Genomic DNA, 12,301 nt, shown 5'->3' with positions numbered 1-12,301 from the left:
AACTCGTCAAACAGCAACGGGAGTACGCTCAGTTTGAGGTCTGCCACTTCGGTGTAATTGACCCAATGAGAGTCGCGCGCTTTTTGCAGGCGTTGCTGGAACTCTGCACTGCCAACTTGTTGCTGCGCTTCAACGCTCAACGCAAACTCTGGTACTGAGCTAACGTCGATGTAGAGAATATTCAGCCAACGACGAGAAGATGGGCTGTATGGGCTCGCTCCTTCCGGATTCGCAGGGAATAGAGAATGGATCGGGTTAAGACCAACAAAATCACCGCCACGTGAAGCGATGTCAGCGACCAGTTGTTTCAGGTCACCAAAGTCACCCATCCCCCAGTTGTGCTGAGTACGTAGGGTGTAAAGCTGAACACTCGGACCCCACATTTTTTTGCCGTGCTCGATTTGCTCCTGCTTGTAACACGCTTTCGGCGTCACAATCAGTGTCATCTCATACGGCGATTTGCGGCGCTTACGAGTAATCGTTAGCTTGTGGTAACCCCACGCTAAATCACTCGGTAACGCAAACACTAGAGGGCCACCCTCTTTACGCTCATCTCTTACAACTTGAGATTGAAGATAGCCTTCAAGTACCTCTCCTTGCTCGGTATCTAAACGCCAGTTGAACTCGCTTTCACGCGCACTTGCGCCTAGGTTCAGCGCAACCTCTACAGGTTCACCGTCGCGAACAACCTGCACCGGCTCTAGCACTGGCTTCTTGTGCTTTTTCTCGGCAGATTTAAGAAGAGTATCATCGTTGGTGGTGTCGTAGCCTAAAGACGCAAGTAAGCGACGAATGGTTTCGTCTTCGACTTTTGCTTCATCTCCCCACGCGCTCACATAGCTGTCGGCGATTCTTGCCATTTCAGCGACTTGTTTTAATGTATGTTGATCGTTCATCGCTCTCTCCGAAGGACTGACTTTGCCTTCAAATGTAGGGTGTTAATTAAGAGAGCCAAGGCATCACGCCTTGGCTTTTATCATGTGGAATTAACGTTTAACCGCTTCTAGCTTCCAAATATTGTTGACGTAGTCGCGAATTGAGCGGTCTGAGCTAAATTTGCCCACCAGCGCCGTATTTAAAATCGCTTTCTTCGCCCAGCCAGCTTGGTCACGGTATTGTTTGTCCATCGCTTCATGAGCTTCTACATACGATGCGAAGTCTGCCAAACATAGGTATGGGTCACCACCGTCTAGCAAGCTGTCGTATGTAGCGCGTAGTTTGCCCGGTTCGCCCGGAGTAAACTCGTCACCAAGTAGTAAATCTAGCGACGCTTTCAATAGTGGATCTGCGTTGTAGTAATCGAATGGGTTGTAACCTTGTGCGCGAATCGCTTCGACGCCGTCAACATCCAGACCGAAGATGTAAATGTTCTCATCACCCACTTCTTCGCGAATCTCAACGTTAGCACCGTCCATCGTACCGATGGTTAGCGCACCGTTTAGCGCCATCTTCATGTTACCGGTACCCGACGCTTCTTTACCTGCAGTCGAGATTTGCTCCGAAACGTCCGCCGCTGGAATGATGATCTCTGCCATGCTCACGCGGTAGTCAGGGATGAACACGACTTTTAGCTTGTTGCCAATACGGGGATCATTGTTGACCTTATCCGCGATCTTGTTGATTGCGTAAATGATCTCTTTCGCTAGGTGGTAACCCGGTGCAGCTTTCGCGGCGAAGAACACCACGCGCGGCACCATGTCGAAATTAGGATCATTCAACAAGCGATGGTACAAAGACAAAATGTGCAGCATGTTCAGATGCTGACGCTTGTATTCGTGCAGACGTTTGATTTGCACGTCAAAGATCGCATTGGTATCGAGTTCGATATCCATGTTCTCTTTTACCCAATCAGCCAAGCGCTGCTTGTTCTGCTTTTTAACTGCCATGAATTCTTTTTGGAACGTTGCATCGTCAGCAAATTGCGCGATTTGCTCAAGTTGTTCCAAATGTGCTGGCCATTCGCTGCCAATCTTTTCACTGATCAGTGCAGATAAGCCCGGGTTACAGAACTTCAACCAGCGACGAGGCGTAATACCGTTCGTCACGTTTTGCAGACGAGTTGGGTATAGCTCATTAAATTCAGGGAACAGGTCGCGTTTCACTAATTCTGAGTGAAGCGCCGCCACGCCGTTTACCGCGTATGAGCCGATCACACACAGGTTTGCCATGCGTACCATGCGGTGGAAACCTTCTTGAATAATGGACAGCTTTTGCTGCTTCGCAACATCACCTGGCCATTTAGCTCGGACTTCTTTTAAGAACAAGTGGTTGATATGGTATATGATTTCCATATGACGAGGCAGTAGGCGTTGGATCAGAGACTCGCTCCATGTTTCTAGCGCTTCTGGCAATAACGTGTGGTTGGTATACGCAAACGTCTTAGAGCAGATATCCCACGCTTCATCCCAGCCTAGGCCTTTTTCATCAATCAAGATGCGCATCAGCTCAGGAATCGCGATTGTTGGGTGTGTATCGTTAAGCTGAATCGTTTCGTACTTAGGTAGCGATGCAAGTGTATGACCCGCTTCTTCGTGACGACGAAGAATATCGCGTACCGACGCCGCACTGTGGAAGTACTGCTGCATCAAGCGCAGAGTTTTACCTTTCTCGTGGTTGTCGTTCGGGTAAAGTACTTTTGTAATGTTGCCCGCATCGATAAGAGAGTGCTGAGCTTCGAAGTAGTCACCGTTGTTAAAGCTGGCTAATGAGAATGGCGCTAATGCCTGACATTCCCAAAGACGCAACGGGTAAACGGTGTCTGACTCGTAACCAACAATTGGTAGATCCCAAGGCATCGCTTTTACTGTCATACCTGGAACCCAACGGCGACGCTCTTTTCCACCCTCTTGGTACGTTTCAACGTGACCGTAGAAACCGATCTGTTGAGCAAGGTCAGGACGCGCAATTTCCCACGGATAACCTTCAACACAACGCCACGCATCTGGTGCTTCTTGCTGGTGACCTTCTTTGAAAGACTGTTTAAACAGACCGTACTCGTAGTGAAGACCGTAACCAACCGTTGGGAATTCTTGTGCGGCTAGTGAGTCCATGAAACACGCAGCCAAACGACCTAAGCCACCGTTGCCCAGTGATGGGTCGCGCTCTTCTTCCAGTAAGTCCGTCAGGTTTTGTCCTAGCTCCGCCATTGCTTCAGTGATTTGTTCGTACAAACCCATGCTGATCAGGTTGTTACCTGTTAGGCGACCAATGAGGAATTCTAGAGATAGGTAGTTGACACTTTTCGCGTTGATGATTCTTTCATCTTGCTCGGTTTCAAGCATGTCAAAAGTAGTCAGCTCAGAAAGCGCACTACCCATAGCAAGATACCAAGAGCGGCTGTCTGCTTTTTCAATTGTCGTTGCGTAAGTTGCCGTTAGGTGCTTCTTTACGTTTTCTTGGAAAGACGCTTTATCAAATTTTTTCTGCTGCGTAGGTTTCATTAGCGAAATCTCACTTATTGGTTTCAATCCATCTGAGACATATCGTGCATCTGCACGACAAGCAAAACATCCTCCTCCCCTCATGGTGGATTAGGAGGAGGAGTCAGGGCGTAGAAGGCTTACTACCAGAGGCTCAGTGATCAAACTCTCAATTAACCGCGTTTAACCCTAAGCGCTGGTGACTAAGATCACACCATAAACCTATTTCACCCTACTGTTGGTGTATGAAAGTTAGATGTATACAAAAACATCCAATTGACGATTATGTATACTGGATCACATTAACTTTTCTCCCATTTCACAATTTTCATCGTTTTTGGTGTGAAGTACGGTTTAAATCCCACTTCAAACACCACCTAAATGTGATGATAGTCACAAAATTAAGGCGTAGATAAAGTCAAAGTGTGAATTAGACAAAAATCTAGCTGTTGATCAATAACTGTAGATAGAGTTCTCAAGTAACATCCCTGTCAACTGGCCGTTTCTGGCCAATATTTAAACAGCAATGCTCACCATTACATAACGATAATGAGCAACTCAGAGCAGGGAAAAGAAGATGTGGATTCCTTCGAAATTAACCCGACCGGGACGCTTACACAATGCAATTGTTCGCCCGAGAGTTCTTGATTTATTACAGCAGGCTCCTTGCTACAAGCTCGTACTTTTTCGCTCGCCGGCAGGCTATGGAAAAACAACAATGGCATCCCAGTGGCTTTCAGACAGAACGAACGTTGGCTGGTATAGCATAGATGAAAGCGACAATGACACATTTCGCTTTATCAACTACCTACTTCAAGCGCTGAACAAGGCAACCAATGGCGCTTGCCCTAACTCACAAAAGCTCGCAGAAAAACGTCAGTTCTCTTCACTTCATTCACTTTTCGGCGAAGTTTTTGCGGAAATGGTAGAGTTTCATCAAGAGTGCTACTTGGTGCTCGATGACTACCACCTGATTAGCGACGACGATATCCATGAAGCAATGCGCTTCTTTTTAAAACACATGCCAGACAACCTTACGTTGGTCGTGACTAGCCGTGCCACTCCGCCGTTGGGTACCGCAAACTTGCGCGTACGCGACTTGATGATTGAGATCGGTAACGAGTTGTTGGCATTTGATACCGAAGAAACCACGCGCTTCTTTAACCAACGTGTCGCAGATGGTATCGACGATACGACCGCCACAAACCTGAGAAATTATGTTGAAGGTTGGCCGTCCGCGTTGCAGTTAATCGCATTGCAAGCCCAGCATCAACACAAAACATTGGCGCAATCGGCAGAGTCATTCTCTGAGTTCAACCACGCCCATTTGTGGGATTACTTGGTCGAAGAAGTGTTCGACCTGCTTGACCAAGAAACCCGTATGTTCCTGCTGCAATGTTCGGTGCTGGATCATTTCAATGATGCGTTGGTTTCTGCGTTAACTAAACGTGACGACGCGCTCAGTATGATCGAATCGCTGAATCGTTTTGGCCTGTTTATCCATCCGCTTGAGGGAGAGCAAAACTGGTATCGTTTTCATAATCTGTTTGCAGAGTTCCTGACTCACGAGCGTTCTGCACGTATTCCGCAACAAGAAACGAAACTGCACCAAACCGCAGCTTGTGCGTGGTTGAAGCTTTCGTCTCCACATCAGGCACTGCGCCATGCACAACAAGCGTGCAATAGTCAGCTCACTGCCGACATTCTCAGCCAATACGGCTGGAAGATGTTCAACAGTGGTGAGCTGCAAACGGTTGAAAAAGCGATCGATACCCTGACGCAAGAGCAGTTGTATAGCGACCCGAAACTTTGCATGTTGCAAGCCTGGTTGGCACAAAGTCAGCACAGATACAACGATGTGGGTGACTTGCTGTCGAAAGCCGACGAGCAAATGAAAGCATTTAACGTCGTGTTAAGCACCAAAGAACAAGGTGAGTTCAACGCACTGCGCGCTCAGGTCGCAATCAACCAGAATGAACCAGAAAAAGCACTAGAGTTAGCCGAACTGTCACTCAGCCAATTAGACAGCACAGTTTACCGTAGTCGTATTGTCGCAACGTCGGTGGTTGGTGAAGTGAATCACGTGCTCGGTCATCTAAGCCGTGCATTACCTATGATGCAGCAAACTGAAAAACTGGCGCGTCAGTATCAGGTATATCACCAGGCGCTATGGGCGATGCTGCAGCAAAGCGAGATTCTAATTGCTCAAGGCTACGTTCAAGCCGCGTTTGAAGTGCAGGATAACGCCTTTAAACTGATCGAAGAGCAGCAGCTACATCAAGTCCCGTTGCACGAGTTCTTGCTGCGAGTTCGCGCGCAAATCCTCTGGTGCTGGAATCGTTTAGACGAAGCAGAAGAGTGCGCTTACAAAGGGCTTCGAGTTCTCGGTAACCATAGTTCAAGCAAGCATTTACATAGCTACTCAATGCTGGCGCGCATCGCGATCGGTCGAGGTGAACTAGACAAAGCAGGTAAGTTTATCGACCAGATCGTTCACCTGCTCAAGCAATCTACCTATCACGTCGACTGGACCGCCAATGCATCGCTATCGTTGATTCTATTCTGGCAAGCGCGCGGAGATATGGAGTCGGTCAAGCAATGGCTAGAAACCACGGTGACCCCAGAAGAAGCGTGTAACCACTTTACCCAGCTCCAATGGCGCAACATTGCTCGAGCGCAGATAAACCTAGGTTTGTATGAAGAGGCAGAAAAGACGCTTAACTTCATTCAAAAAGCGGCGCAAGACAATCACTTGCTGACAGACACTAACCGTAACTTGATTGTGGAGTCGGTACTAGCGATCGCGATGAACGATGAGGCTAAAGCGCATCAATGTCTAAAACGAGCGCTAGAACTGACCAACCAAACTGGCGTGTTGGGTAATTTCTTGATTGATGGTGCGAAGATTGGTCCTGTGTTAGAAAAACTCAACCACAAGAATGAGCTGGGAGATTTGGAACGTCATCGCGCGCAGCAACTGCTTAAAGAGATCTCAACCACTCAACGCAGCCGCTCGGTTCACTTCGACGAAGAGTTTGTCGAGAAGCTGGTCAATCACCCCAATATTCCAGAGTTAGTTCGCACTAGCCCGCTAACTCAACGCGAATGGCAGGTACTTGGCCTGATTTACTCTGGCTTTAGTAATGAGCAAATCGCTCAGGAGCTGGATGTTGCCGGCACCACCATCAAAACACACATTCGTAACCTGTACCAAAAACTCAATATTGCTAACCGCAAAGAAGCGGTCAAAACCGCAGAGAATTTGCTGCAGTTAATGGGGTACTAAGCCGAAAAAAGTCAGCCCAACTCTCTATCTTGAGGGTTGGGCTTTTTATTTTCCTTTGAGCCATTCATCCTATCTGCTACCTCTATCAAAGCGCCTTTGTTCTCTCAGTAAACCTTGCGAGCATTCACACCAAATATCGATATTTATAAACTCCTATAAAGCCAGTAAATACAAGGGTTCACGCGTCAATAAATTCCAAAAATCCTGATATAACTCTGACCTTTTCTGACAAAAAAATTTGCTACTCTCTGTGGAAATATTTTTTTACAGTTTGCAGTTTTTCTTTTTTCCGTTGGGGTATTTTCTTTTGAATATGAAGTTGTTTGGTAGCGCGTTGATATTAGCGGGCACAGCATTAGGTGCGGGTATGTTAGCCATCCCTATGGTGTTGGCTCAATTTGGTTTTGTTACCAGTGCCATCCTGATGCTGGCAATTTTTATCGGTACTACCTATTCCGCATTACTGCTTGCCGAAGCGTGCAGTAAAACCGAGCAAAGCAACAGTATGAGCAGTGTTGCCCATTTAACACTGGGAACAAAAGGTAAGCACTTTATCAACGTGTTGTTCTATCTATTGCTAGTGTGTATGTCGATCGCGTATGTACTGGGTGTCGGAGACATCATCCATAAACTGGCTGGCGACTTCGGAATTGAAGTCTCAGCGACCATCAGCTATGTGTTATTTAGCTTAATCATGGGCGTGGTTGTGGTTTCTGGAACGTCCTACATCGATCGTCTCAATCGCGGCTTGTTTTTGCTGATGGTCGCAATGCTGTTTATCGTGATTCTGTCGCTGTTTGGCAACATCGATCTCAGCTATTTGACCGAAACAAGCGACTACTCAGGACACGACGTGGTCAAATACAGTGCGATCATTTTCACCAGTTTCGCGTCTATGGTGGTGATTCCATCCTTGGTGAACTACAACCGTGGCGCCAGCCATACGCAAATTCGCAATATGATCTTGCTTGGTTCACTCATTCCTTTGGTATGTTATTTAACTTGGCTGTTTGCCATTATCGGCAACCTCGGTACTGCGGCGATTTCCCAGTTCCAGACCATTTCTGAGCTCATCAATGCCTTTAGCGGTCAAGACAGCAGTATTAAAACCATCATCGCCGTATTCTCGGCATTGGCGCTCGTCACATCTTTCCTTGGAGTATCCATGGCGCTGTACGATCAAAACCGAGACATGTTGACCAACAACAAATTTACCGCCTACGGCCTGACGTTCATTTTACCGATCGCACTCGCTGCACTGTTCTCTAACCAGTTTGTCAGCATGTTGGACTACGCTGGTATGGTACTCGTTTTCCTCGCGATCTGGGGACCGCTAGCGATGGTACGTAAAGTACGCCGTCCTGAATTTGATCAACCTGATGCCGGGATGTGCTATACCGCATCTGGCGGCAATACAGCACTAATCAGCACCTTCTTGTTTGGTGGCTTGATCTTAGTTTCTTGGTTTATGGGGTAGCCAATAAACCAAATGAAAACCTCTTTTAGCCCTCAACTCTGAGGGCTTTTTTCTATCTCGTTATCAATACATCTCTCAACGAGATTGCGATAGGGTTAATCCGCTCCCACTCTCTATACAACGCTTTGTATAACTCCTTGCACTCCAACATTCTGCTGCCACAATGAACATTCTAAAAGATTGGTTAAAGAAGGCGATCAATGACTTGGTTTAAATCTAGTACTCTGTCAATTGCGCTAGTAAGCGCGCTCTCTTACACAAATGTCGCGCACGCTGACGTCGGTAACACACCCTTGATTGGTGGATTATTTAACTCCAGCGAAGTGCTTAAGAATCAAATCGTGTCTTCACTCTCCTACTCTACCCGCTTCGCACGTGATATGACGCTGTTTACGATTGGCGGTATGACGCTAGAAGCTTACTTACTGACCTTGCCGCTGGATGCCAAGACCAAAACCAAAGTCATGGGGCAGTTGGCCGACCCAACCTACGCGATTCCCCTTGGCTATTTTCTTTACCAGTTTTATGACCGATACACTGGCATCGGAGATGAAGACCAGTTTAAGGCGTATCTGCAAACCGTTTATGACCAGCAAGCGCTGAGAGGCTTTGAACACACGCTCTTTAGCACCCAAAATCACGCTAATGAAGAAGTCAGCAAACACAGTAAAGACCAAGCCCACCAAGAAGGGTTAAAAGTCGATAGTGAATTTATCGCCTCAATGGTGATAGTTTATGATGCCCTGTTCCAAGTGGGTGAATGGCAGCACATGGATCAATTGCCCGATCACTACACCTACCTGAGCAAAAACGACAATGATCTGGCACTTGTGACGAAGATTCAGCCGATTGTTGTCGGGATCATGCAGCAAACGGCAAATGGGATGGAAGATGGCGAGATGAAAAACGCCGTGCTGGCGATCATTGCCGATAACGATCCTAAATACGCCAATAAAGTGAACAATAAAGCGCAAGCGATCACTATCAGCTTGATCGACTTTGTGCGCTTAAATGTCCTCAAAGCCTACCGACAGTTTGTTTACTACGATGAACGAGAGCAGCGACTGAATGACTGGTTACAAGAGAGCTTTGATGCCGAGCCGAATCAGGTGATTGAGTTTCTTAGTTCACAGCAAAACCGCCGTTTTGCGGTCCAGATTACCGTCGACGGTTTACAACAAGGCTTGATGGAAGGCTTGGTTGACCCAGATAAGCCTTTTATTGATAAAGCGTACCAAGAACACCTCGCGCAACTCAAAGCTCAGCCCAAGTTTTCCCAAGGGCAGCCAGAGCACGAGCAAGATACCCGATTCTTACAGATACTCTCAGAGCAAGTTTACAAAGATCCGCACTATTTGCCGTTTTTTAAGCGCTTATATAACGAATATAGCGACTCAATCGCACGAGTTGGTGTCTCCTCTACGCCTACGATTAGTGTGCGTAACCTGCCGATCATCAAGACGGGCGCCAAAGTCTCTGGAGACGCAGGCACCGGCATTCCAAACTTTCATTTTGTCGACCGCCATGAAGACCGCGCCTATTACTTTTTTGGTAATGATGCGCTGCAACTCGACCGATTAATGCAGGCCAACAACGTGAAAACCATGTTTGACCGCTTGGTGCACTTAAAAACGCTCAACTGTAATGCGCAATACGATTGGAACGCACACACCAGTTATGACGCCTTGGTGAACTTAGGCGCGGGGGAAACTCTGCGTGATTTTGGCGAGAAGCGTTGTCTGCGAGAGCTCAACCAACGAGCAGAGGTCGAACAACAACTCACCAAGCAACGCCAAGCACTGATCGATAACATCAAGAGCTACCAAGAGCTCCCGATTTGGGACATCTACACTCGTTTAACACGTAAGTGGAAAATTGAACAAGATCTCGCGGCGTTCGCCGAACTCGACGGTCAAGGCATGCCTGACTACACGCTCATCTACAATCCTTGGCCGGATCACTTTGCCCATTTTGTCGGTCCATTTAGCGATGAGATCATCATGCCGACTGGCGAACTCAACCGTCTCGACTACTGGATTTCTCAGGTAGAAACCGCTTTCCAGCGCGCTGGAGTGTACGAAAACACGCTCTTTGGTATGGCTGGCGACCACGGTTTATCGCCGGTTTACCACACGCTTAACCCCGAAAAAGTGATTTTTGAGCCGCTGCAAGACAAGCTCGGTTACCCGTTGGTGGTGAAGAAAATCTCTTCAGATGAAGGCGAAGGTCCAAAAATTACCAACGCACTTAACTATCCGAGTAACAAAACCCTTGATGTGGTGGTGGCCTCAACGGCGGGTGGCAACTTTATGCTCGATACCTTTAACTCACGCAGCGGTTGGCAAGCCCAACCAACCTACCAAGAGTTAACCCAGTGGACACCTATCAACGCTCCACAGGGTAAACACATTGACTTGATTGCAGAAACGCTTGGCTATTTAGACGAGAGTTTGGATTACATGGCGGTGCGCAATACCGCGTGCAATGAGTCGAGCTGTGAAGTCCGTTTGATCGCTAATCGCAAAGGAAAAAGACACGATGAGGTGATCATCAAAAACGGCGACCGTTATTTCTATCACTCAATAACTGGCAAAGTTCAGTTGCTCGGGACGCAAACTCTGAACCCTTATCTAGCAAAACCGGATGCACCAGCGTTTGAGCAATTTAGCCAACTGGTCGATAAATGCTTATATAAAGCGCAACAATCGGACTCATCAACTTGGTGTAATAGCGCTGAATGGAAAGAGTTGTCGCGCTTTACGCCAAGACCGAACTCGGTGGTTGAACTGGCAGAGTTGTATGCAGAAGATCGCGCGGGGACGGTTAACCTGTTCCCGAAAGATGGCGTGGGTTACAACACTAAAGTGCCGGGTCGCCATGCCGGCGAAAGCTATCTTGAAAAGGATGCCTTTATCGGCTTCTGGGGCACACCGATTGGTGAAAAAGCGTCTCCACTCACCATTGAAGCCAACGGCTCACTGGCGCCGACTTTATATCAGTACCTAACCGGAGGAAACGTGCAAGCGGGTAAAGATGGTTGGGGTTATCCGTCGTTGCTCGACAAACTAGATATTGAACAGCAATAAACCAAAAAAGCGCCAAACGGCGCTTTTTCATTTTACCTGAGTGATGGATTAAAACGCTTTTGGCGCAAAACCTGTCATCACTTCCAGACGAAGCTCTTTACCTAGTTTGGTCATTGGGTGTACTACCACAAGACCTTTGACTGACTTTTTCAGCTTACCCATATCAGCTTGTTCTGCTTTGGTAATTTCACGCGAAAACGGCATATCCAACAGGCTCTTGCGCTCTTTGTTGATGTCGTAGTTTTGCTTACCTTTAAGCGAGTTAATTTTCTTCTCTAGCTTATCTGCTTCGTCAGTAAAACGAGTTACGAGTTCTTGGTCACCACGACCTTTCGCAGCGTCCAGCTTACGTTTTGTGGTATCTAGGCGATTATGTAATTGCTGAAGTTCTTGCTTTAGGCTCATGGTTACAATCTCTATTGAATTCTGAAAAGGCGGCGAGTGTAGCATAAGCCATTCTCACACCCTAGTTTTAATCACTGCGACCAATTGTAGCATTGTCCGCCTCGGCACGTTGATTTTTAACCCTAGGATTTCAAACTGAGCACAACCCGTCGGTTACATCCATTCCGTTTGTTTTCAGGTATAGAGCAAGCCGGAGATGTCTCGCCAAATGCAACGAGTTTGATTCGATTACCCAGCTTCAGAGAATCTTTGAGATAAAGTGCCACTTCGCGAGTACGCCGCTCAGATAGCCACTTGTTGTATCGCTCGGTTCCGGTATTGTCCGCATGCCCTTCAACCACAATGTCTACATCATCTCCCACCAGCTCGACATACTGTTTTAGAACCTGATGTTGGGAGCTCGTCAAACGATATTGGTCAAACATGTAATTCAGCAGTAATGTTTGGCTTTGCATATCATAGATGCACTCTTCTTCATTTACGCTGGTTGGTAGCGTGAGTTGTTTTCGGTCTAAAACACGATTGGTCTCGATGGTTTTCTCTTCTTGTATCTTGCCCATCACCTGAGTCGCACGTTGATACGTCGCAACCAACTCTTTACTCGTTACACTGTTCACCTTAACGGGCA

The 12,301-nt window shown here is 47.3% G+C and carries 7 protein-coding genes; 3 read left to right on the top strand and 4 right to left on the bottom strand.

The features are described from left to right. Together HCZ42_RS14480 and HCZ42_RS14475 are read right to left on the bottom strand one after the other, a co-directional pair. Positions 1–896 (bottom strand): 4-alpha-glucanotransferase (locus tag HCZ42_RS14480; RefSeq protein ID WP_175579513.1); only part of this gene is annotated, 896 nt, incomplete at its 3' end. Positions 897–986: 90 nt separating this feature from the next. Further along, positions 987–3,440 carry a glycogen/starch/alpha-glucan phosphorylase gene (locus HCZ42_RS14475; RefSeq protein WP_167421361.1) on the bottom strand — a complete coding sequence of 818 codons (2,454 nt, stop codon included), beginning with the start codon at positions 3,438–3,440 and terminating at the stop codon, positions 987–989. A gap of 556 nt (positions 3,441–3,996) precedes the next feature. Between HCZ42_RS14475 and malT the strand changes: the two genes are divergently transcribed. From malT to HCZ42_RS14460, 3 genes are all read left to right on the top strand, one after another. Next, positions 3,997–6,705 (top strand): HTH-type transcriptional regulator MalT, encoded by a 2,709-nt coding sequence (gene malT / locus HCZ42_RS14470; RefSeq protein ID WP_167421360.1) that lies wholly within the window; start codon positions 3,997–3,999, stop codon positions 6,703–6,705. Between the two features lie 313 nt (positions 6,706–7,018). After that, the gene (locus tag HCZ42_RS14465; RefSeq protein WP_167421367.1) at positions 7,019–8,182 is read left to right on the top strand and encodes an amino acid permease; all 1,164 of its coding nucleotides are present in this window, start codon (positions 7,019–7,021) and stop codon (positions 8,180–8,182) included. Positions 8,183–8,382: 200 nt separating this feature from the next. Then, positions 8,383–11,268 carry an alkaline phosphatase family protein gene (locus HCZ42_RS14460; RefSeq protein WP_167421359.1) on the top strand — a complete coding sequence of 962 codons (2,886 nt, stop codon included), beginning with the start codon at positions 8,383–8,385 and terminating at the stop codon, positions 11,266–11,268. A 48-nt stretch (positions 11,269–11,316) separates the two neighbouring features. Here HCZ42_RS14460 and HCZ42_RS14455 read toward each other — a convergent pair whose 3' ends face one another. Together HCZ42_RS14455 and HCZ42_RS22125 are read right to left on the bottom strand one after the other, a co-directional pair. After that, entirely contained in the window at positions 11,317–11,673 is a 357-nt protein-coding gene (locus HCZ42_RS14455; RefSeq protein WP_167421358.1) for a YibL family ribosome-associated protein, read from the bottom strand. Positions 11,674–11,795: 122 nt separating this feature from the next. Further along, a complete protein-coding gene (locus HCZ42_RS22125) occupies positions 11,796–12,290 on the bottom strand; it encodes an OmpA family protein (RefSeq protein WP_167421357.1) in 495 nt (164 codons plus the stop codon). Positions 12,291–12,301: the final 11 nt, after the last annotated feature.

Origin of the sequence: Vibrio hepatarius (assembly GCF_011806575.1) — a bacterium.
Lineage (GTDB): Bacteria > Pseudomonadota > Gammaproteobacteria > Enterobacterales > Vibrionaceae > Vibrio > Vibrio hepatarius_A.
Note: the sequence above shows the minus strand (reverse complement) of the source record. Positions and strands in the feature narration are given on the sequence as shown.